Source organism: Arachnia sp., assembly GCF_057238465.1.
Genome location: NZ_DBHHFZ010000016.1, coordinates 1 through 20,537 on the forward strand (window position 1 = coordinate 1; position 20,537 = coordinate 20,537).

A 20,537-nucleotide genomic window follows, 5' to 3' on the forward strand; every position below is an offset into this window, starting at 1 on the left:
GCCCCGCGGACGAGAGCCTGGTCGTCGGCGAGCAGCACCCTGATCACCACATAACCACCACCTCGAAACCCCCGAGCGGGGATGCGCCGCAGCGTAATTCACCGCCGGCGGCGGCCACTCGCTCCCGCATCCCGGTAAGGCCGTTGCCCTCTCCCCCCGCGTATCCGTCGCCGTCGTCGGCCACCGAGAACCTGCCGGGGGCGAAGGAGATCTCGACGCGTGTGGCGTGCGCGTGCCGCAGCACATTGGTGGCCGCCTCCCGCAACACCCAGCCGAGCACGAGCCCGACGGGTCCGGTCACCTCGTGCGGATCCCCGGTGACGGCGACCTCGAGACCACCCGAGAGCAGCACGTCACGGACACCGTCGAGTTCCTCGGCGATGGTCCGCCCGCGCTGATCGGTGACGCTGCGCCGCAGTTCCTCCTGGGCCTCGGCCAGGAAGATCCGGGTCCGGGCCAGCTCGGCGCGGGCACGTTCCGGGTCGGAGTCGAACAGGCGTTCCGCCAACTGGAGCTGGAGGTTCGCCACCGTCAGGGAGTGCCCGAGCAGGTCGTGGACATCACGGGCCATCCGTTCTCGCTGCTCCAGGGCGGCGCGCCGCCGGTCCTGTTCGGAAACGGCGATGCTGCTCTCGATCATCTTCACGGTGAGCAGACCGAGAACGGCGACGAGTGCGGTGATGAACATGATGGGGCTGTTGTCGGCATCCGGTTCGTTCATCAGAACCAGCATCAGGAAACCGGAACCGACCAGCACGAAAACGGCGGGCAGGCGGACCGGGGGCCACAGGCCGTAGCTGGCGAAGGTGACCAGGAAGGGCAGCAGGCTGATCGCGTCAAGGCCGATGGCCCAGCAGAGCACACCCATCACCGCCAGCACGGAACCGCCCCGCAGCAGCTGCCAGCGCCTGCCGGCCGCGTCGAGCTGGATCCCCAGGTCCCGGAAACCCGCGAGGTAGACGGGAACGAAGAGGACCAACGCGAGCAGGCCCACGAGGCAGCGGACCCGGTCCTCCAGCACCAGCAGGGAGTGAACCGGGAAAACGAGGCACACCAGCCAGACGGAGGCGATCAGGACCCCGACGTGGGGGCCCTTGACCACCTCCAGCAGCCAGTTCCTGAAACGTTTCACTGGCGTTTCCTGGAGCGTCTCTGGCCGAGCACCGCCATCCCGGAGAAGACCAGCAGCCATACGAGGCAGTTGGCCAGGAGGAGCCAGATCGAGTCGGTCTGCAGCGGGTTGGTCTGCTGGATCTCGCCCTCGACTTGCGGGTACCTCACGAGGCCAACATAGCCGTACATGGGGGTGAACCTGGCGATGTCGAGCATCACCCCGGTCAGAGGCATGAACATGTTCCCGAGGAAGGCCAGGAAAACCACGGTTCCCGACGCCACCCCAGCGGCGCTCTCGGATTTGAGCAGCAGTCCCATCGCCAGCCCGTAGACCCCGAACAGCCCCGCACCGAGGATGCCGATGGCCCAGGAAGCCACCCAGACCCACCAGGCATCGGCCCTGGCGCCGGTGAGGGCCCCGACGATGAACACCAGGCCGGATGAGAGGGCTCCGAGCACGATGGCGACCGCGACCTTGTTCGCGACGAGACCCAGCGGCCGCTGTTTGGTCAGGGCCAGTTGGCGGCCCCAGCCCAGCATCGATTCGGTGGCCGCCGTGGCGGCGACGGCGGTGGCAGCGATGACGGCGCCGTAGGCCCCCATGGAGGACATGACGTGGAACCCGACCGTGCCCCGGCCCAACTGGAAATCGGAGTACTGGGCCCTGCCGAACAGCAGGTACATGAACACCGGCATGGCGAAGGTGAAAAGCAGGTTGGTGACGTCCCGGAAACAACGGACCAGGTCGATGCGGATGTAGATGGGATTCACGTTGATCACCTCGTCTCCGTGAGGGCGAGGAAGGCATCCTCCAGGCTGGGGGCGACCACCTCCAGGTCGTGGGCACCCCGCTGCAGCAGGACCAGCGCCAGGGCGTCGGCATCGGGAACCATCACGCTGAGCCGGGTTCCTTCCAGGGTGGCGTTCCTGCCGAGGAGTGGCCGGAGTTCCGTCACCAGGGCATCCGCACGATCCGCTGGCAGCAGGGCGGTGACACGGCGGCGGCTGGTCAGGGCACGGATCTGATCGACCGTGCCGTCGGCGATGATGTGGCCCTTCGCGATGAGCACGATCCGGTCGGCGAAGTTCTGTGCCTCTTCCAGGTAGTGGGTGGCGAACACGATGGTGCGACCCTTCTCCGCCTGCTGGTGCATGGCCTCCCAGAAGTCACGCCGGGCGGTGACGTCGAGTCCCGCGGTGGGTTCGTCGAGGATCAGCACCCGGGGGTCGGTGAGCAGGGCCAGGGCGAATTTGATCCGTTGCTGTTCCCCGCCAGAGCAGCGGGAGACGCGTCTCGGGGCGATCCTCTCCAGGCCGGCGATCGACATCACCGCCCCGATCCTGGGGGTGGCATCCTGCAGGGCGGCGATCGCCCGGATGGTCTCGCCGACGCTCATGTCACGCAGCAGACCCCCCGTCTGCAGCACCGCCCCGACCATTCCCCGCCGGATGGCCTCCCGGGGTTTCAGATCGCAGACCCGGACCGTTCCCGAGGTGGGGCCGGTCAATCCCAGCACCATGTCCAGGGTGGTGGTTTTCCCGGCCCCGTTGGGACCGAGAAAGGCGACGATCTCCCCCGGCTCCATGGCCACGTCGATTCCGGACACGGCCTCGATGAGGCCGCTGGGGCTGCGGAAGGTCTTGCGCAGCTGCTGCAACTCGATGGCGTTCATGTCCTCAGGATCGCCACCGCCCGGGCCCCGGACCCGGGGCGTCAATCACGAATCCGGCATGACAAATATCACGCCCGGTCCTGCGAACAGGGGTTCAGGCTCCCCGCCCGATACCCTTGGGCAGCAGCGCCCGGTCCCAGCCGAGCAGGCGTTCGGCGTGGTCGAAGGCGAACCGATCGGTCATTCCCCCGACATAGGTCACGGTCCCGCGCACAAGATCCTCGGTGCGGTACTCGGCGGGCAGTTGCCCGGGGTGTTCCAGGAAGTACTCGACCAGCCCACGCAGCACATCCACCACCGTGCGGGACTGCGCCACCGACTCGGGACGGGTGTAGATGCGTTCGTAGTTGAAACGGCGGAGCTCCCCCAGGGCCTCGGCGGTCAGCGGGTCCATGCCGACGGTGCCGGTGGTCATGGTGGTCTCGATCACGGCCCCGATGAACCGCGCCAGCTGGATGCGGCGCTCGGTGCCGACCACCTCGGTCACCGCCGGGGGCAGCTCGGCGGCGGTGACGATTCCCGCCGCGATGGCGTCCTCCAGGTCATGGGCGCAGTAGGCTATCCGGTCGGCCCAGCTGACGATCTCCCCCTCCAGGGTGGCGGGTGCGGGTCGTGACCAGGAGTGGTTGCGGATGCCGTCGAGGGTCTGGGAGGTCAGGTTCAGGCCCTTGAGCACCACGTCGGCACCCCACGGGCCGTGGTCGTAGCCCTCCGGCAGGAAGGCGTCGAAGGCATCCTCGGAGGCGTGACCGCCGGGCCCGTGACCACAGTCGTGGCCGAGCGCCATGGCATCTGTGAGGACCGGGTTCGCCCCGATCCCGCGGGCGATGGCGACGGCGCACTGCGCCACCTCTATGGCGTGGGTCAGCCGGGTGCGCTGGTGATCGGTCGGGTGGACGACCACCTGGGTCTTGCCCGCCAGCCTCCGGAAAGAGGCCGAGTGGACGATGCGGTCCCGGTCACGTTCGAAACAGGTGCGGAACTCGCAGGGTTCCTCCTCCCGCTGCCGCTGCCCCGCGCCGGAGGCGAAGGTTGCCGCCGAGTTGAGGCTGAGCCTTTCCAGTTCCTCCCTTTCCTCCCTGCGCCTGGGTGGGTAGGGCATGACCCGGGCCTCGGAGTCGCGGTGGGCCACCACCACGTCATCGCCGTGGCCGTGCATGGTCCTGGCCCATTCGCGGGCTCTGGGGAGCGGTTCGTTCATCGGGGAAAGCCTACGAGGTCCCGGAAAGCCGCACCCCGTACACTCACCGGTTCGGGCGGATTCAGCGTTCGTCGCGGGGCAGCCATTTCGTGAGCTCGTTGCCGGTGTAGAGCTGACGCGGCCGGCCGATCCGCTGAGCGGGATCGTCGTTGACCTCTTTCCAGTGCGCTATCCATCCCGCGGTGCGCCCGATGGCGAACAGCACCGTGAACATGTCGAGGGGAATCCCGATGGCCCGCAGAATGATGCCCGAGTAGAAGTCGACGTTCGGGTAGAGACGACGCTCCGCGAAGTAGTCGTCGGCCAGTGCCGCATCCTCCACCTCCCGGGCGATGTCGAGCAGCGGATCGTCGATGTGCATCGACTCCAGGAGCTCGTGGGCGGCTTTCTTGAGGATCTTCGCGCGCGGATCGAAGTTTCGGTAGACGCGGTGCCCGAACCCCATCAGCCGGACCCCGGATTTCCGGTCCTTGACCCTCGCCAGGTAGGAATCCACCGACATGCCCTCGTTGCGGATCTGTTCCAGCATCTCGATCACACCCATGTTCGCACCACCGTGCAGCGGCCCCCAGAGGGCCGTGACCCCCGCTGACACGGCGGTGAACAGGTTCGCACCACTGGATGCGACCATCCGCACCGTGGAGGTTGAACAGTTCTGTTCGTGGTCGGCGTGGAGGACGAAGAACATGTTCAACGCGTGGGCCACCTCGGGGATGACCTCGTACTCCCGGTAGGGCACGGTGAACATCATGTGGAGGAAGTTCTCCGCGTAGGGCAGGTCGTAGCGTGGATAGGCGATGGGCTGGCCGATGTGGCTCTTGTAGGAGGCCGCCGCGATGGTTCGGGTCTTGGCCAGCAGCAGCGCCGCGGCCCTGCGGAACCCGGCCTCCCCCGTGATGTGGATCTCGGGCAGGTCGTAGGCCTGGATGGCGTTGATCATCGCGGAGAGGATCGCCATGGGGTGAGCGTCGACGGGGAAACCGTCGAAGTGCTTGCGCATGTCGCGATGGAGGGAGGAGTTCTCGGTCAGCAGCTGGCGGAACTCGTCGCGTTCGTTGTCGTCGGGGAGGTCGCCGAAGATCAGCAGCTCCGCCACCTCGATGAAGGAGGAGCGGGCGGCGAGATCCTCGATGGGAACCCCGCGGTATCGCAGGATGCCGTTTTCACCATCGATGAAGGTGATGGCCGAGCGGCAGGAGCCGGTGTTGCTGTAGGAGTCGTCGAGGGTGATCAGGCCGGTGGTGGAACGCAGCTTCGAGATGTCCACCGCCCTCTCCCCCTCGGTTCCGGTGACAAGGGGCAATTCGTGGGGGATGCCGTCGACGATCAGGGTCACGGTATCGGACATCGTGGCTCCTTCGTTTCTCGGGGATTCGATCACCGTATCCGGGTTGTGTGACGTCCCTGTTACGAAACGGTGAAGGAAATCCGTCGTCTATCCCCCGCTGACGCCATCCTCGGCGTCCGTGAGGTCGAGTTCGCAACCTCTGGTGTCAGAGTACCAGCCGTGGGGAAGGACGACCCTGCCTCTGGGGCCTCCCTGCCGGCCCCTCGGGGTGCCGAGTTCCTGGACCGGGAAGGGCTGGTCGGCGTCGAGGAGACCGACCAGCGTGCGCAGCTCGTCGAGCGAGGCGACCATGGCGAATCGCCGCCTGAGTTCCCCGACGGGGTATCCCTTGAAGTACCAGGCCATGTGCTTGCGCAGATCCACCACCCCGCGTTCCCCCCTCAGAGCGGTCAGCAGCTCGGCATGACGGATGATCATGGCGCCGACCTCCCCCAGCGTGGGCCGGGCGCGCCGGGGTTCCCCGGCGAAGGCGGCCGCCAGGTCGCCGAACAACCACGGCCTGCCGAGGCAACCGCGTCCTATGACCACCCCGTCGCAACCGGTTTCGGCCATCATCCGCAACGCGTCCTCGGCCTCCCACAGGTCACCGTTGCCCAGCACGGGGATGCTCACCGCCTGTTTGAGTTCCGCGATCCTGGACCAGTCCGCCCTGCCGGAGTAGGCCTGCTGCACGGTCCGGGCGTGCAGCGCGATGGCGGCGGCCCCCTCCTGTTCCGCGATGGTACCTGCGTCGAGGAAGGTTTCGTGGGCCTCGTCTATGCCGATCCGGGTCTTGACCGTGACAGGAACTCCGAATTCGTCGGCGGCCCGCACCGCCGCACGGATGATGGCACGCAGCCGGTCGCGTTTGTAGGGCAGCACCCCTCCCCCGCCCTTCCGGGTGACCTTGGGGACGGGGCAGCCGAAATTGAGGTCGATGTGGTGGACGCCGTGCCCGGTGATCAAGATCCTCACTGCCCGGGCCACGATCTCAGGGTCCACGCCGTAGAGCTGCACCGAGCGGATGGTCTCGCTCGGGTCGAAGACCAGCATGGAATGGGTCTTGTGATCGCCTGCGACGATTCCCCTCGAGGTCATCATCTCGCACACGTACAAACCGGCCCCCTGCTCCAGGCAGAGCGCCCGATAGGCGGCGTTCGTGATCCCGGCCATCGGGGCCAGCACCACCGGGAGCCCCACCACGACGGCGTCGCGTCGACTGGGTGCGTGCAGGCGTAACGGCTCGGTCACTCCGGTTCCCCTTCCATCTTTCGGACCGGGAGATTCTACGCGTGGTTGGATGGGGCCATGAATCCGTTGCTGACCGCCTCGCCGTTGCCCTTTCAAATCCCCGACTACGCCAACCTGACCGATGCACAGTTCAAGGAGGCGATGGAGACCGGTCTTGCCGAGCAACGGGCCGCCCTGGAGGCGATCGCCACCAGCACCGAGCCACCCGATGTGGAAAACACCATCGCCGCCTGGGAGCTCAGCTCGATGACGCTGGACCGCGCCGGTTCGGCGTTCTGGGTGACGAAGGCCGCCGACGCCAACGAGCAGCGTGATGCCGTCGAGACGGCCCTGGCCCCGAAACTGGCCGAACACGGCAACGCAATCCTGCTGGACCGGCGCCTCTACGATCGCCTGGTGGCGCTCCGCGCCCGGGCCGAGGCGGCGGAGGTGAACCTGGATGATCAGGACCGTTACTGGCTGGACGAACACATCCGCGAGTTCGAACGTTCCGGGATCCTGCTCGACGCCGACGCACAGCAGCGTCTGCGGAAGTTGAACGTGGAACTGGCGGGACTGTCCGTGGCCTTCGAACAGGCCCTGGTGGAGGGCCGGAACGCCGCGGCGGTGCTGGTCACCGACCCCACGGAACTGGCCGGACTCGATGAGGACGGGATCGCCGCCGCCAGGCAGGCGGCCCGGGCCCGCGGACAGGAGGGTTGGCTGATCGAGCTGACCAACACCACGGGCCAACCGGTCCTGGAGAACTTGACGAACCGTGACCTGCGCCGCCGCGTCCTGGAGGCCTCCCTGGGGCGGGGGCTGGGAGGTGAACACGACACCCGGCAGCTGGTGCTGGGCATAGCAAGGCGCCGCGCCGAACGCGCCCGGCTCCTGGGTTATGAGCACCACGCGGCCTGGGTGGCCGCCGACGGCTGTGCCCGCACCACCGAGGCCGTCCTCGACCTGCTCGGGCGGGTGGCGCCGGGCGCAGTCGAACTCGCCGGCCGCGAGGCCGCCGAACTGCAGCGGGCGTTGGAACGGGACCACCCGGGGGCGAGGCTCGCCGCCTGGGACTGGGAACACTATGCCGCGAAGCAGTCCGCCGCCGAGGCCGTCGACCCGGCCGTGCTGCGTCCCTACCTGGAGTATCACCGGGTGCTGCACGAGGGGGTCTTCGCCGCCGCGACGGCTCTCTACGGCATCACCTTCCACGCGCGGCCCGATCTGCGCGGTTTCACCCCGGAGTCCGAGGTGTACGAGGTTCGTGAGGAAGACGGCACCCCGCTGGGTGCGGTGATCCTCGATCCGTTCACCAGAGCCACCAAGCGTGGCGGGGCGTGGATGACCTCCTTGGTGGACCAGTCGGAGCTGACCGGCGCCCTGCCCGTGGTGACGAACACCTGCAATTTCACCCGCCCCGTCGAGGGTGCTGCCTGCCTGCTGACCTGGGACAACGTGATCACGATGTTCCACGAGTTCGGTCACGCCCTCCACGGCCTGCTCTCCGAGGTCCGGTACCCATCGCGAGCCGGAACCGCGGTTCCCCGCGACTTCGTGGAGTTCCCCTCTCAGGTCAACGAGCTGTGGGCGTGGGACCAAGCCCTGGTTTCCCGGTTCGCGGTCCATCACGAAACCGGTGAGCCGTTGCCCCCCGAGCTGGCCACGAGGCTCCGGGTCTCCAGGTCCGCGGGTGAGGGGCACCACACCCTGGAACTGGTGGCCGCGATGCTGCTGGACCAGGCCTGGCACACCACCGCCCTGGAGGAGCTGCCCGCCTCCGTGGAGGAGGTGGAGTCCTTCGAGGCCGCGGCGTTGGAGCGGGCCGGGGTCGCCCATGAACTGGTTCCCCCGCGTTACCGTTCCTGCTATTTCAGCCACGTCTTCGGCGGCGGCTACGCGGCCGCCTACTACGGATACCTGTGGGCCGAGGTCATGGACGCCGATGCCTGCGCATGGTTCGCGGAGAACGGTGGCCTGTGCCGGAGTGCCGGCGAACGCTTCCGCCGCGAGTTGCTGGGGCGCGGCGGAAGCATCGAACCCATGCAGGCGTGGCGCAATTTCCGCCGGGCAGACCCCGATGCGTCGCACCTGCTGCGCCGCAAGGGGCTTCCCGTGGCGCAGCGGTGAAGGACACGAAGACGCGGGAAAGGTTCCGGGCCGGGCCCGGGACCGGTGGGAGAAGACTCGGACCCGGTTGACGCGATTGCCCGCTCAGTAGGCGAGACTCAGCCGGGTCGCGAGGGCGGCGGCTCCGCGCGCCCAGGCGTGGAAATCCTGTTCCGCTACCACGAGTTCGGGTGGGTCGATGTCCTCGAAGCGCCGTTCCGTCAGGACCTGGCGTACCCGGTCCATGCGGTTCTCGAAGTGGACGATGCCCTCACCGGTCAGGAGGATCCTCTCCGGTCCCCAGAACTGTTTGGCCAGCACCACCAGTTCGCCCAGGGCGGTGGCCGCGCGGTCCAGCACTGCCGAGACCGCGGGATCGTCGGTGAAACGCAGCTCCGCCAGGGCGACGTCCCGCCCCGCTGCTTCGCTGGCCGCCGCCCGGAGGGGCCCGTCGGCCAGGACGTCGTGGAACTTCTGCCCCCACGTGGTCCACGCCTCCCCCACCATGCCGGTCGATCCCTGGTGCCCGACGAGCAGCTCATCGGCTATCACCGCCCCGGCCCCGACCCCCGCGCCGACCGTGATGACGGCGAAGTTGTGGGTGCGGCGCCCATGACCCACCCAGTGCTCGGCGAGTGTGAGGGCGTCGACGTCGTTGGCCGCCTTGCAGGGAAGCCCGCAGGTCTCGGTCACGAGCGCCGCCAGGTTGCCGTTCTCCCAGCCGAGCAGAGGCGAGGCACGCACCTCACCGAGCGGGTCCACCGCCGCCGCCAGTGCCACTCCGACCGCGCTGGGTTCGTGAGCGGAGAACTCCTCGACGATCCGGGCAACGGCCTCCGCGGTCGATTCGAGGGTGGATGTGTCCGCGGAGCGGACAGCCGTGGCCCGCACGTGACCGGCCAGCCCGGTGACCACGGTGTGCAGTTCCCCCGGTATCACCTTGATCCCGACGAATCTCGCGGCGTCGTCGACCACCACCAGAGGAAGCGCGGGCCGTCCGAGCTGTTTCACCGGCACGGGCCTTTGCTCCTTGAGGATCCCCGCCGCGACGAGCGGGGTGGTCAACCTGGTCATCGAGCCGGAACTCAAACCGGTGCGCTGGGCGACGCCGACCCGGGCGATGGGACCGTGTCGCAGAACCGTTTGAACCACTAGTCGCGACGTTGGATCAATGGAGTTGAGAATCACTGGTTTCCTCCCGGTGGTAGTCACTACGATGTTAGCGACAACAGTCGGTTGACTTGGTGGTTCACCTCACTCAGGTGGCTCACGTCCTTCTGCCCGATGAACACCGCCTCGAATCCGGGAGTGGTAAGGGCCGCCACGTCGGCAGCGTTCATGGTCACCGCCAGGTTCTGGGTGGTGCCCTCCTTCACGTGCGAGGTGAAGGCCGTGACATCCAGCCCGGATGCGTCGCGTACCTGGATGGAACGCTCCATCGCCTCGAACCTAGCGGGGAAGACCACCCCGGTGTCGGCGATCTTCATCTGGCATTCGGAGGAGCCCAGGTAGGCCGCCCATTTCCCCGCAGCCTCCTTGTCGTCGGCGAATCTGGTGACGGAGTCAGCCAGGCCGTTGAAGGGGCTCGAGCGATGTCCGGTGGGGCCGACCGGTGTCGGGGCGATCTTCAGGTCGATTCCGGGGATCGACGCGAAACTGGAGATCATCCAGGAGCCGTTCATGCCGAGCACGGCTTTGCCCTGGGCCACCTGCTGGTAGGAACCCGACTGTTTGCCGAAGGTTTCGTAGGAGGGCATGTAGCCCTTCTCCACCAGGCCGAAGTACCAGGCCATGGTCTTCTGGAAGTTGGGGTCGTCCAGGTTGAAATGGGTTCCCCAGGGGTTCTTGTCGAGGGGTTCCCAGCCGATGGAGCCGGTGTAGGCACCCCACTGGGTCTGCCCGAGATTCTCACCCCCGGCCCCCTCCGAGGCGAGTCCATAGACCACGACGTTGTTCCTGTCAAATCCCGGTTCGTCGCCGCGGACACCGTTGGCGTCCACGCTCAGGTGGGCGATGATTTTCTCGAAACTGCCCCCGTCGTCGGGATTCCAGTTCATGTTCATCAGCTGTTCCCGGGTGACGCCTGCGGCATCGGTGACCTTCTGGTCATAGAAGTAGGCGATGGTGTCCCAGTCCTTGGGGATTCCGTAGCGTTTGCCGTCACGTCCCTTCCAGAGACCCGCCAGGCCCCCTACGTAGTCGGAGTCGCTGACGTCGCGGGTTGCTTCGAGGTCGTCGAGCGGGACCAGGACCTCAAGGTCGACGAACTGTGCGTACTTGGTCAGGTGGTTGGTGAAAACATCGGGCGCCTGGTCCGCGATGAACCCGGCGGTCAGCTTGCCCCAGTAGTCATCCCAACCGTACTGGGTGATCCTGACCTTCAGTCCCGGGTTCGCCTCCTCGAAGGCGTCGGCGCAGGCCTGGTAGCCGGGTTGCTGGGTGGCGTCCCACAGCCAGTAGTCGATGACCCCGTCCGGACCACCGCCCTTCGCGGCGCAGCCGCCGGTGAGCAGTGTTCCCGCGGTCAGCAGGGACAGGACCGCTGCGGTTCGTTTCTTCATGGTGATCCTCACTTGATGCCGCTGAAACCGATGGAGTTGACGATGCGCTTGGCGCTCAGGGCGAAGAGCACGAGCATCGGGACCGCAGCCACGAGGGCAGCCGCCATGAGACCCGCCCAGTCGGGACCGGTGCTGGGGGTCTGGGAACGGAAAACCCCCAGCCCGACGGTGAGGACCCGCGAGTTCTCGGAGTAGGAGACCATCAACGGCCAGAAATAGTCGTTCCACGAACTGATGAAGGTCAGCAGGGAGATGGTCGCTATCGGCGCCGCCGACATCGGGAGGATGAGGCGGAAGAAATTGCCGATCTTGCTGGAGCCGTCGAGCAGGGCGGCCTCCTCCAGTTCAACGGGCACGTTCATGAAGAACTGCCTCAGGAAGAACACCGCGAACGGTGTCATGAGCATGGTCGGCAAGGAGATGCCGAGCAGGGTGTCGATCAGACCGAGTTGTTTGATGAGCACGAAGTTCGGCAGGAAGGTGAAGATGGCAGGCACCATCAGGCCTCCCAGGAAGAGGCCGTAAACCAGGTCCCTGCCCTTCCACTTCAGTCTCGAGAAGGCGTAGGCGGCGCAGGCGGAGAAGAACACCTGCCCGACCGTGACCAGGGTCGCGACGACGATGCTGTTGCCCAGGTATCGCCAGAAGTCGATGGACTGGCCGGAGCCTCCCTCCGCCAGCGCCTCCTTCCCGGCCTGGATCCCGAAGACCCGGGCGAAGCTGCCCGTGTTCCAGTCGGTCGGCAGCCACGATGTGGCGCCGCCGTAGAGGGAGGAGTTCGAGGACAGTGCGGTGCGCAGGATCCAGTAGAGAGGGAACAGGGTGATCAGCATGATGGCCCCCATCACCACCCAGGCGAGGATCCTTCCCCATGCGAGACGACGGTGCTCATTGGCCCGGACCGGGCCGGCGATTGCTGCTGTTGACATCTCGTGCTCCTCAGTTCAGGTCGGTCTCACCGGCGCGGGTCAGCCGGTACTGGAAGAAGGTGATCACCACGAGGATCAGCAGCAACGCCACGGACAGCGCGGACGCGTAGCCGAACTGGAACCTCCCGAAGGCCATGTCGTAGATGTAGAGCTGGAGCACCCGCGACGAGTTGACGGGCCCGCCCCGGGTGGCGATCGCCACCGTGTCGAAAACCTGGAACGAGCCGATGATCGTCATGATCAGCACCAGGGCCAGGATCGGGCGCAGCAGCGGTATTGTGATGCGCCAGAACATCTGCCATTCCGAGGCGCCGTCCACCCGCGCGGCCTCGTAGGCGGATTCGGGGATGGTCTGCAGTCCCGCGAAGATCAGCAGCGCCGTGTATCCCATGTGCCGCCACACGTTGATCAGCGCGATCGTGGGAATGACCGTCGATTCCTGGGACAGGAAGGGGATCGTGTTCAACCCCATCGAGGCGAGAACCTGGTTCCCGATTCCCAGCTGGGTGTCGAGGATCCACATGAACACGAGCGCAGCCACCACGTTGGAGACCAGGTACGGGGTCAGCACGATGGAGCGCACCCATGTGGACTGGGTGAGCCTGTGCATCAGCACCGCGATGAGCAGGGCCAGCACGGTCTGAACCCCGATGTTGACCACCACGTAGTAAACGGTGACGCCCGCAGCGTTCCAGAAAACTGGGTCCTCCAGCATGCGGAGATAGTTCTTGAACCCGACGAACTCGGGTTGCGTAAGCAGGTTGTAGTTGGTGAAGCTGAGCCAGATGCCGTTCAGCGTCGGCCACAGCAGGAAAACGATGAACCCGACGAACGCGGGCGCAATCATCGCCACGGCGAGGAGCAGATCGCTCCTACCCTTCTTGCCAGCGCCCACCCGGCCGGACACTGGCAGTCCTGGACTGGTCATGACATACCTCCGTTGGTACGAATGACTTAATTCTGCAACAGAGATATATCGTGGCGCAAGCCCTCTGAGCCAGATTTTCAGACCTTCGTGACGACGAACAGGACGGTTGTGGCCGGTCGGAGCACCGGAGCCCGCAGACCGACATGCATCAGCTGCGCCCCCGTCAGTTCGAGGGGATGCCCGGCGTTGAGCCAGGGCACCTGGTGGGCCGGCGCCAGCGCGGGGCGTTCAATGACCCGGACCCGGTAGCGCGGCCCGGGTTCCAGGCCCGGGAATCTCAGCACACCGAGGTTCACCGCGGGCGTCGCCTCGAGCACCGAGAGGGAGTAGATCCCCCCAAACTCGTTGACCACGCCCTTGAACCAAACCCCGGGGTCCGGCATGGCGACCCGCACCAGCCGCCCGGTCAGCAGCCTCCCACGGTGCTCCTTGTACCAGGCGATCCACCAGGCCAGCTCCGCGATTTCCTCCTCCGAGGCCCGGGCCAGGTCCCACTCGATCCCGAGGTGCCCGAAGACCGCCGTGGCGGCGCGATGGTTGAGGTCGTGCCAACGCCCCGTGACGTGGGAGCGCCCCGAGGCGATGTGCGATCCCAGTAACTCCGCGGGCAGCAGCTGGGAGGTCCACCAGAGCATCCGCTGCCGGTCGTCAGGGTCGATGTTGTCGGAGACCCACACGCGTTCCGCACGTTCCATCACCTCCAGGTCGATCCGGGAACCACCCGAGGAGCAGGACTCGAACTCGACCTGCGGGAAGCGGCGGCGCAGTTCGTCGAGCAGCGCGTAGAAGGCGCGCGTCTGCGCCGCGACGGCCGGGCGCCCGTCAGGAGCGGTGCCCGCGTCGTTGAGGTCGCGGTTGTGATCCCACTTGACGTAGGAGATGGCGTACTCCTCCAGGATGGCCGACATCTGCCCCAGAACGTGCTCGTAGGCCCCGGGAATCGACAGGTTGAGCACCTGCTGGAACCGGCCCTCCAGGGGAAGGCGGTCGTCGAGCTGCATCAGCCATTCCGGGTGCGCCCGGGCCACGTCGGAGTCAGGGTTGACCATCTCGGGTTCGAACCAGAGGCCGAACTGCATGCCGAGCTCCGTCACCCGGTTCACCAGCGGATGCAGCCCGTCTGGCCACACCTCGGGGCTGACGACCCAGTCGCCGAGGCCGGCGTGATCGTCGCGGCGGGCACCGAACCAGCCGTCGTCGAGCACGTAACGCTCCACCCCGAGGGCGGCGGCGCGCTCCGCCAGGTCGATCAGGCGTGCGGGGTCGTGGTCGAAGTAGACCGCCTCCCAGACGTTCAGGCTCACCGGGCGCTCGGGCCCGGGGTGCACGGGCAGGGAACGCAGGTGCCGGTGGAAACGGTCGGCCTGGGCATCCAGGCCGACGGCGTGGTTGAAGTAGACCCAGGGTGAGGTGTACTCCTCCCCGGCTGCCAGGCGTCCCTCCCCGGGCAGGAGCAGTTCGCCGCCGCCGATGAGCTGGGTCCCCACGAAATCCCGTTCGGCGATGTGGACGTGGTTCCCGCTCCAGGCCACGTGGCAGGCCCAGATCTCGCCGTCCTGGTATCCAAACCCCTCCTCACCCAGGCTGAGCACGAAGGCCGCATCGGCGCCGGTCCTGCCGTGGCGACCCTCCCTGCGGTGCGCCCCCATCGCGAACGGGCGGCGCTGCGGCATCCGCTCGGCCGCCCAGCGTCCCCCGAAGTCCATGAGTTCGCGGGCCTGGCCGGGCACCGGCATCCTCAAGGTCAGCTCCGTCACATCGAAGACGCCCTCCCCCGCATTGGTCAGGGTGGCGCGGGACCTCACCAACCCGGTCGGCAGCAGCTCGACGACCAGCAGCATTCGCAACCCCGCTGGGATTGCCTCCAGCACGTACTCAACCTTCGCGGGCCCGGCGGCGACGAAGCCCTCGACGGCTGTTCCGTCGACGCGCACCTCGTTCACGTGCCAGTCTGGGCTCCAGGCCCTTCCTTCCCGGGACCCGATCAGGCCCGGCGTCCCGGTCCAGCCGTAACGGGCCTCGGGAACGATCCCCAACCGCGGGCCGAGGTCGACCGAGTTCCCCGGGATCATCCAGGCGGATCCCAGCCGCAGGGTCTCGAACCCGGCTTCCGAGACCTCTCCCGGATCGCCGCCCCAGTGCACCACCTCGGGCATTCCGTCCGGACCGGCCGTCAGCAGCAGTGCGACCCCGGCGGAGCGAAGGACGATTCGCGAGCGCATGTCTCCTCCCGATAATTTTCGGCGTTGAAGTTATTCAACAGGGTAGCCTTCTCACGAGAATTTCAGGAACCGCGGAGCCATGGATCGTCCTCCCGGGTCAGTTCGTCGGGATCGAGATACGCGGAGGGCTCGTCCACGGCGCGCAGCAGCACGGGGGTCAGCAGGAGCTTCGTCTCATTGCCGGAGAACGCACGCCGGTAACTACCGACGTCACGCCACCGGCTCACCAGCGCCCACAGCCCGGGTTCGTCGAGGTTGACCACCAGGTCCACGCCGAGGCATCCCGGGCGGGAGCGCCAGAACTCGGCAACCGTTCGCAAACCCTCGGCGAGTTCCTCGTCGACTTCACGGAACCGGGAGATCGCAAGCACCGGCCAAGGCTACCCGGGATTTTGGTCACACCAGGAAATAACCGATAATGATTATCATGAAACCACGAATCCTTGCACTCGCGACAGTCGCCACGCTGGCGCTCAGCGCCTGCGCATCAGGTACTCCGACGGCCAGTCCCCCGGCCTCCGATGCCGCCAGCAGTGGTTCGAACGGAGCCGCGGCCCCGGGCGCCACCAAGGTCTCCGTCGCTTTCTATCCCCTCGAATACGCCGCCGCCAAGGTGGGTGGCGACAAGGTGAGCGTCACGAACCTGACGTTGCCGGGCCAGGAACCACACGACCTGGAATTGACACCACAGCAGGTCGCCAGCCTGGAGGAGGCCGACCTGGTGGTCTACCTCAAGGGTTTCCAACCCGCGGTCGACAAGGCGGTGGAGCAGTCCGGCGCCAAGAACAAGCTCGACCTCTCCCAAGTGATCCAGCTGCGCCCGGCCGCCCAGGAGCACGACCACGGCACCGATGCGGGTGAGACCGAGGACCACGACCACGGCACCGATGCAGGTAAGACCGAGGATCACGACCACGACCACGGAACCACGGATCCCCACTTCTGGCTGGACCCCACCCTGGAGGCCAAAGCGGTCGGCGCCATCGCCGACGAGCTGTCAAGGATCGACACGGGCAACAAGAGCACCTACGAGACGAACGCCAAGGCCGTCACCGACGACCTCACCGCGCTGGACGGCGAGTACAGGGCGGGACTGGCCAACTGCCGGGTCAAGACGATAATCACCACACACGCCGCCTTCGGCTACCTGACCGAGCGTTACGGCCTGGAGCAGGTCGGCATCAGCGGACTCTCCCCCAATGAGCAGCCCTCCCCGGCCCGCGTGGCGAAGGTCCAGGAGGAGGCCAAGGAACACGGCGTGACCACGATCTTCTTCGAGACCCTGACCTCCGACGAGGTGGCCAAGGCAATCGCCGGCGACCTGGGTCTCAAGACCGCCGTCCTCGATCCGATCGAGGGCATCACCAGCGAATCCACCGGGCAGGACTACCCGTCGGTGATGAAGGCCAACCTCAACACCCTCAAACAGGCCAATGACTGTTCCTGAGGCTGAAGCGCTGGTGACCGCCGAGGGGATTCACGTCCTTCTCGGCGGCCTGCCGGTTCTCCAGGACGTCAACCTGCGCATCCATGCCCGCGAGGCCGTGGCCATCGTCGGTCCGAACGGTTCCGGCAAGACCACCCTGCTTCGCACCCTGGTGGCGTTGACCCCGTTCCAGCGGGGTTCCGTGGAGCTGTTCGGAACCCCGATCCGACGGTTCCGGGACTGGCACCGTGTCGGATACGTCCCCCAGCACGCCACGTTGAACGTTCAGAACGCCACCGTGCGGGAAGTGGTCACCTCCGGTCGGCTGGGGCATCGCGGACCGTTCCGGTGGTTCACCCGCGCCGATCGAATGATCGTCACCGAGTCCCTGGAACGCGTGGGCCTGGCGGACCGGGCCCGGTGGCCCTTCTCTCCCCTGTCCGGCGGCCAGAAGCAACGGGTGCTCATCGCGCGGGCCCTGGCGGCCCGACCCGATCTGCTGGTGATGGACGAGCCCCTGGCCAGCGTCGATCCAGACGGCCAGACCGCTCTGGCCCGGCTGCTGGGTGAGCTTCGCGACGAAGGCCTCGGGGTGGCCGTCGTGCTCCACGAGCTCGAGGCCATGGCGGAGGTGCTGGACCGTGTCGTCGGGCTGCGTGACGGACGGGTCGTCAAGCAGGCCGACGGAATCAAGCGGATTCCCTCCTCCCCCCTCGGCCCCGGCCATGCATCCGGAGGTGGACGGTGAGCATCCTCTCGTACCCGTTCATGCAGCGAGCGTTGCTCGCGGCCCTTCTCAGCGGTCTGGTGGCTCCGGCGATCGGCATGTACATCGTCCAGCGGCGCCTGTCATTGCTGGGCGACGGGCTGGGACACGTCGCAGTCATGGGGGTGGGACTGGCCCTGTTGACGGGAACCGCTCCACTGCCCGTGGCCGTGATCACCTGCGTGATCGGTTCCGTCGCCGTCGAGCTGCTCCGGCAATCCGGCAGGACCTCGGGAGACCTGGGGCTGGCCGTGTTGTTCTACGGTGGTATCGCCTCGGGTGTGATGATGGCCGGGATCGCCGGACAGGGCCCTGCCGGTCTGTCCGCCTACCTGTTCGGTGCCCTCACCTCGGTGAGCGGATCCGACCTCTGGGTCATCGCGGCGCTGGCGGTGGCGGTGCTGGTCTTCTCGTTGGGGTTGTCGCCACGGCTGTTCGCTGTCTGCGCCGACGAGGACTTCGCCCGGGTGCTCGGAGTCCGGGTGAAACTGTTGAACCTGCTCGTGGTGGTGATCGCTTCCGTGACCGTGACCCTGTCGATGCGCACGGTCGGGCTGCTCCTGATCAGTGCGCTCATGGTGATCCCGGTCGCCACCTCCCAGCAGCTCTTCACCGGTTTCCGCACCACCCTGCTGGGCGCGATGGGATTTGGTGTCGCCTCGGCGCTCGGGGGCACCTTCGGTTCCTACCACTGGAACACCGCAACGGGGGCCACCATAGTCGTGGTGGCCATTGCCCTGTTGGGGATCGCAACCCTCGCCGGAACCCTTCTTGCCCCGAGCCGCCGGTTCATCCCATTCATCTCGACCCGCGGGAAAAAGAAACGCATTCCCGCCGAGGAACCCACTGGTGCAGACCCCCGTTCGGGTAATGTTGTTCCCATCCGGTATGGCGATCATCTCGACCGTGTGGTGGGAAATCATCGCCATGCCCTGCATGGAGACCACTATGACGAGCACTAGCACCCGCAACACATGGCAGCGCGCCGCGGTGCGGGCCCTACTGGCAAACACGGAAGAGTTCCGCACCGCAGCTCAGATCCATTCCGATCTCCGCCAGGTGGGCGACAAGGTTGGACTCGCCACGGTGTACCGAGCGCTTCAGACGATGAGTGAATCAGGGGACCTCGACGTACTGCGCACCCCGGATGGCGAATCCGCTTATCGCATGTGCTCCAACACCCACCATCACCACCTGGTGTGTCGTTCCTGTGGATTGGCGGTGGAGATTTCAGCCGACGCCGTCGAGTCGTGGGCGAATCAGGTGGCGAAAGAACACGGTTTCACCGAGGCGGGACACAACCTGGAGATCTTCGGGTTGTGCCGCAACTGCTCCTCCTGAAACCGGCTCGTCACCCCCGGCCTGTCGGTCACCGCACCGACCGAAAGCCCAGCCCTCAGTTCGTTCTCAGGAAGGGCAGGGACCTCAGGGAACGATCGAGGTGCCAGGTGGCGTAGGCCGCCACCACTCCGTGGGCACGGTTGCGCAGCGATCCCTCGGTGGCCCTGACCTCCTCCCACCGCCCGGAGAGCAGCGCCCCGAGCAGGGCGAGCAGTTCCGGGCTCGCTGAGGCCGCGGCCGGGGGCCGGCAGGCGGGGCACACCGCCCCGCCCAGCTGCGGGGAGAACCAGCCCAGTTGGTCGGTGGTTCCGCAGCCCACGCAGGCGTCCGTCATCGCCGCCCAGCCGGCGGAGGCGAGGCCGCGGAGCAGGTAGGAGTCCACCACAGCGGTCATGGGCAACTCGCCCCGGGCCAGAGCCAGGAGCCCCCCGAGGAGGAGCCTGTACTGGGTCAGCGACGGCACCGCGTCCTCGGAGACCAGCCGGTCGGCGGCCTCCACCAGGACCTGGGCCGCGCAGAAACGTTCGTAGTCGCTGCCGAGCATGGGCGGGTGCAGCGACTCGGCCTGGATGATCGTCTCCAGCGATCCACGCCCTTCGGCCAGCTGAACGTCGACGTGACCGAAGGGCTCCAGCCGGGCACCGAATTTCGAGCCGGTCCTGCGGATTCCCTTCGCCACGGCCCTCACCTTGCCGTGGCTGCGGGTGAACAGGCTGATGATCCGGTCTGCCTCCCCCAGTCTCCAGGTACGCAGAACCACGGCCTCGTCTCGGTAAGTGCGCACCGAGCCATGTTATCCACCCTCCCCGGATAGGCTTCGGGAATGCCTTATCGCGATCCCACCCCCCACCCCTCCGGTGCCCTTCCGCCCGCGATTCCAGCGGCGAAACTACCCCGGCACGTGGCCATCGTGATGGATGGCAACGGCCGCTGGGCGAAACAACGGGGTCTGAAACGCACCGAGGGACACGCTCGCGGTGAGGCCGCCCTGCTGGATGTCATCCACGGGGCGTTGGAGCTCGGGATCCCCTATCTCTCGGCCTACGCCTTCTCCACCGAGAACTGGAAACGCTCCCCCGAGGAGGTGCGCTGGCTGATGGGTTTCAATCGCGAGGTCATCCACCGCCGCAGGGACGAACTGGACGCGATGGGGGTGAGGGTCCGCTGGGCCGGGCGCAGGCCACGGCTCTGGGGTTCCGTGATCCGTGAACTGGAGCAGGCCGAGCTGCAGAGCCGTCGCAACACCAAGCTGACCCTCCAGTTCTGCGTCAACTACGGGGGCAGGGCGGAGATCGTGGACGCCGCCCGCGAGGTGGCCCGCCTGGCCAGGGCTGGAAAGCTGGATCCCGACCGCCTGAGCGAGGACCGTTTCCGTCGTTTCCTGGACGAACCCGAGATCCCGGATGTCGACCTGTTCCTGCGTTCCTCGGGGGAGCAGCGCATCTCCAACTTCCTGCTCTGGCAGTCGGCCTACGCGGAGTTCATCTTCCTGGACCGGCTGTGGCCCGACTTCGACCGCAGGGACCTCTGGGGTGCCGTCGAACAGTACGCCACCCGCGAACGCCGTTTCGGGACCGCCTGAAAACCACATCGACGGGAACGACGCGGCGCCGGAAGAACACGCACCGGCCGCGGTCGCCCGGGCGCGCGGCCCGGTGATCGGCATCGCCCTCCCCCGCGGGAGAGGTTTGGAAACGGCCCCGGCCCGGGG

At 66.9% G+C, this 20,537-nt stretch carries 19 protein-coding genes; 6 read left to right on the forward strand and 13 right to left on the reverse strand.

All coding sequences use genetic code 11. From position 1 onward, the window contains the following. Positions 1 to 43: 43 nt before the first annotated feature. The 6 genes from ACO6D6_RS13785 to dusB form a co-directional block, all read right to left on the reverse strand. Positions 44 to 1,132: a sensor histidine kinase gene (locus ACO6D6_RS13785; RefSeq protein WP_484785821.1), complete on the reverse strand. Its 1,089-nt coding sequence runs from the start codon at positions 1,130 to 1,132 to the stop codon at positions 44 to 46. Next, positions 1,129 to 1,884, reverse strand: a complete 756-nt coding sequence (locus tag ACO6D6_RS13790; RefSeq protein ID WP_484785822.1) for an ABC transporter permease — start codon at positions 1,882 to 1,884, stop codon at positions 1,129 to 1,131. The genes ACO6D6_RS13785 and ACO6D6_RS13790 overlap by 4 nt, the downstream gene beginning before the upstream one ends. A 5-nt stretch (positions 1,885 to 1,889) precedes the next feature. Then, positions 1,890 to 2,786 carry an ABC transporter ATP-binding protein gene (locus tag ACO6D6_RS13795; protein WP_484785823.1) on the reverse strand — a complete coding sequence of 299 codons (897 nt, stop codon included), beginning with the start codon at positions 2,784 to 2,786 and terminating at the stop codon, positions 1,890 to 1,892. Positions 2,787 to 2,880: 94 nt separating this feature from the next. After that, on the reverse strand, positions 2,881 to 3,987 hold the full coding sequence (locus ACO6D6_RS13800) for an HD domain-containing protein (RefSeq protein WP_484785824.1): 1,107 nt from the start codon (positions 3,985 to 3,987) through the stop codon (positions 2,881 to 2,883). 61 nt (positions 3,988 to 4,048) lie between these two features. After that, a complete protein-coding gene (locus ACO6D6_RS13805; RefSeq protein ID WP_484785825.1) occupies positions 4,049 to 5,335 on the reverse strand; it encodes a citrate synthase in 1,287 nt (428 codons plus the stop codon). An 87-nt stretch (positions 5,336 to 5,422) separates the two neighbouring features. Then, positions 5,423 to 6,616, reverse strand: coding sequence for a tRNA dihydrouridine synthase DusB (gene dusB / locus ACO6D6_RS13810; RefSeq protein ID WP_412728102.1), 1,194 nt, complete (start codon positions 6,614 to 6,616; stop codon positions 5,423 to 5,425). A gap of 6 nt (positions 6,617 to 6,622) precedes the next feature. On the opposite strand from dusB, the gene ACO6D6_RS13815 reads away from it, so the two are divergent. Then, positions 6,623 to 8,674, forward strand: a complete 2,052-nt coding sequence (locus ACO6D6_RS13815) for a M3 family metallopeptidase (protein WP_484785826.1) — start codon at positions 6,623 to 6,625, stop codon at positions 8,672 to 8,674. Positions 8,675 to 8,758: 84 nt separating this feature from the next. Here the strand turns inward: ACO6D6_RS13815 and ACO6D6_RS13820 are convergent, their stop codons facing one another. The 6 genes from ACO6D6_RS13820 to ACO6D6_RS13845 form a co-directional block, all read right to left on the reverse strand. Further along, positions 8,759 to 9,727: an ROK family protein gene (locus tag ACO6D6_RS13820; protein ID WP_484785827.1), complete on the reverse strand. Its 969-nt coding sequence runs from the start codon at positions 9,725 to 9,727 to the stop codon at positions 8,759 to 8,761. 137 nt (positions 9,728 to 9,864) lie between these two features. Beyond that, positions 9,865 to 11,214: an ABC transporter substrate-binding protein gene (locus tag ACO6D6_RS13825; RefSeq protein WP_484785828.1), complete on the reverse strand. Its 1,350-nt coding sequence runs from the start codon at positions 11,212 to 11,214 to the stop codon at positions 9,865 to 9,867. Between the two features lie 8 nt (positions 11,215 to 11,222). Next, a complete protein-coding gene (locus ACO6D6_RS13830; protein WP_126377751.1) occupies positions 11,223 to 12,143 on the reverse strand; it encodes a carbohydrate ABC transporter permease in 921 nt (306 codons plus the stop codon). 10 nt (positions 12,144 to 12,153) lie between these two features. Then, positions 12,154 to 13,071, reverse strand: a complete 918-nt coding sequence (locus tag ACO6D6_RS13835; RefSeq protein WP_484785829.1) for a carbohydrate ABC transporter permease — start codon at positions 13,069 to 13,071, stop codon at positions 12,154 to 12,156. Between the two features lie 77 nt (positions 13,072 to 13,148). Then, positions 13,149 to 15,293, reverse strand: coding sequence for an alpha-galactosidase (locus ACO6D6_RS13840; protein WP_484785830.1), 2,145 nt, complete (start codon positions 15,291 to 15,293; stop codon positions 13,149 to 13,151). Positions 15,294 to 15,355: 62 nt separating this feature from the next. After that, a complete protein-coding gene (locus ACO6D6_RS13845; protein ID WP_484785831.1) occupies positions 15,356 to 15,664 on the reverse strand; it encodes an antibiotic biosynthesis monooxygenase family protein in 309 nt (102 codons plus the stop codon). A 56-nt stretch (positions 15,665 to 15,720) separates the two neighbouring features. Here ACO6D6_RS13845 and ACO6D6_RS13850 point away from each other — a divergent pair, with 56 nt between their 5' ends. Genes ACO6D6_RS13850 through ACO6D6_RS13865 form a run of 4 tightly spaced genes read left to right on the forward strand, consistent with a single transcriptional unit; the run spans position 15,721 to position 18,826 of the window. After that, positions 15,721 to 16,740 (forward strand): metal ABC transporter substrate-binding protein, encoded by a 1,020-nt coding sequence (locus ACO6D6_RS13850; RefSeq protein WP_484785832.1) that lies wholly within the window; start codon positions 15,721 to 15,723, stop codon positions 16,738 to 16,740. Beyond that, a complete protein-coding gene (locus ACO6D6_RS13855; protein WP_484785833.1) occupies positions 16,727 to 17,467 on the forward strand; it encodes a metal ABC transporter ATP-binding protein in 741 nt (246 codons plus the stop codon). The genes ACO6D6_RS13850 and ACO6D6_RS13855 overlap by 14 nt, the downstream gene beginning before the upstream one ends. Beyond that, positions 17,464 to 18,447, forward strand: a complete 984-nt coding sequence (locus ACO6D6_RS13860; protein ID WP_484785834.1) for a metal ABC transporter permease — start codon at positions 17,464 to 17,466, stop codon at positions 18,445 to 18,447. The genes ACO6D6_RS13855 and ACO6D6_RS13860 overlap by 4 nt, the downstream gene beginning before the upstream one ends. Continuing rightward, complete coding sequence (locus tag ACO6D6_RS13865) at positions 18,434 to 18,826, forward strand: Fur family transcriptional regulator (protein WP_484785835.1); 393 nt, start codon at positions 18,434 to 18,436, stop codon at positions 18,824 to 18,826. Before ACO6D6_RS13860 ends, ACO6D6_RS13865 begins: the two co-directional genes overlap by 14 nt. Before the next feature lie 55 nt (positions 18,827 to 18,881). Here the strand turns inward: ACO6D6_RS13865 and recO are convergent, their stop codons facing one another. Further along, a complete protein-coding gene (gene recO, locus ACO6D6_RS13870) occupies positions 18,882 to 19,610 on the reverse strand; it encodes a DNA repair protein RecO (protein WP_484785836.1) in 729 nt (242 codons plus the stop codon). 39 nt (positions 19,611 to 19,649) lie between these two features. Here recO and ACO6D6_RS13875 point away from each other — a divergent pair, with 39 nt between their 5' ends. Further along, positions 19,650 to 20,408, forward strand: coding sequence for an isoprenyl transferase (locus ACO6D6_RS13875; RefSeq protein WP_484785837.1), 759 nt, complete (start codon positions 19,650 to 19,652; stop codon positions 20,406 to 20,408). The last annotated feature ends 129 nt before the right edge of the window (positions 20,409 to 20,537 follow it).

Bases quoted from the DNA above. Each gene is read 5' to 3' on its own strand.
- ACO6D6_RS13850 (WP_484785832.1), top strand. From the start codon at position 15,721: ATGAAACCACGAATCCTTGCACTCGCGACAGTCGCCACGCTGGCGCTC.
- ACO6D6_RS13795 (WP_484785823.1), bottom strand. From the start codon at position 2,786: ATGAACGCCATCGAGTTGCAGCAGCTGCGCAAGACCTTCCGCAGCCCC.
- ACO6D6_RS13865 (WP_484785835.1), top strand. From the start codon at position 18,434: ATGACGAGCACTAGCACCCGCAACACATGGCAGCGCGCCGCGGTGCGG.
- ACO6D6_RS13820 (WP_484785827.1), bottom strand. From the start codon at position 9,727: ATGACCAGGTTGACCACCCCGCTCGTCGCGGCGGGGATCCTCAAGGAG.
- ACO6D6_RS13800 (WP_484785824.1), bottom strand. From the start codon at position 3,987: ATGAACGAACCGCTCCCCAGAGCCCGCGAATGGGCCAGGACCATGCAC.
- ACO6D6_RS13835 (WP_484785829.1), bottom strand. From the start codon at position 13,071: ATGACCAGTCCAGGACTGCCAGTGTCCGGCCGGGTGGGCGCTGGCAAG.
- ACO6D6_RS13875 (WP_484785837.1), top strand. From the start codon at position 19,650: ATGCCTTATCGCGATCCCACCCCCCACCCCTCCGGTGCCCTTCCGCCC.
- ACO6D6_RS13855 (WP_484785833.1), top strand. From the start codon at position 16,727: ATGACTGTTCCTGAGGCTGAAGCGCTGGTGACCGCCGAGGGGATTCAC.
- ACO6D6_RS13830 (WP_126377751.1), bottom strand. From the start codon at position 12,143: ATGTCAACAGCAGCAATCGCCGGCCCGGTCCGGGCCAATGAGCACCGT.
- ACO6D6_RS13815 (WP_484785826.1), top strand. From the start codon at position 6,623: ATGAATCCGTTGCTGACCGCCTCGCCGTTGCCCTTTCAAATCCCCGAC.
- ACO6D6_RS13805 (WP_484785825.1), bottom strand. From the start codon at position 5,335: ATGTCCGATACCGTGACCCTGATCGTCGACGGCATCCCCCACGAATTG.
- ACO6D6_RS13840 (WP_484785830.1), bottom strand. From the start codon at position 15,293: ATGCGCTCGCGAATCGTCCTTCGCTCCGCCGGGGTCGCACTGCTGCTG.
- ACO6D6_RS13825 (WP_484785828.1), bottom strand. From the start codon at position 11,214: ATGAAGAAACGAACCGCAGCGGTCCTGTCCCTGCTGACCGCGGGAACA.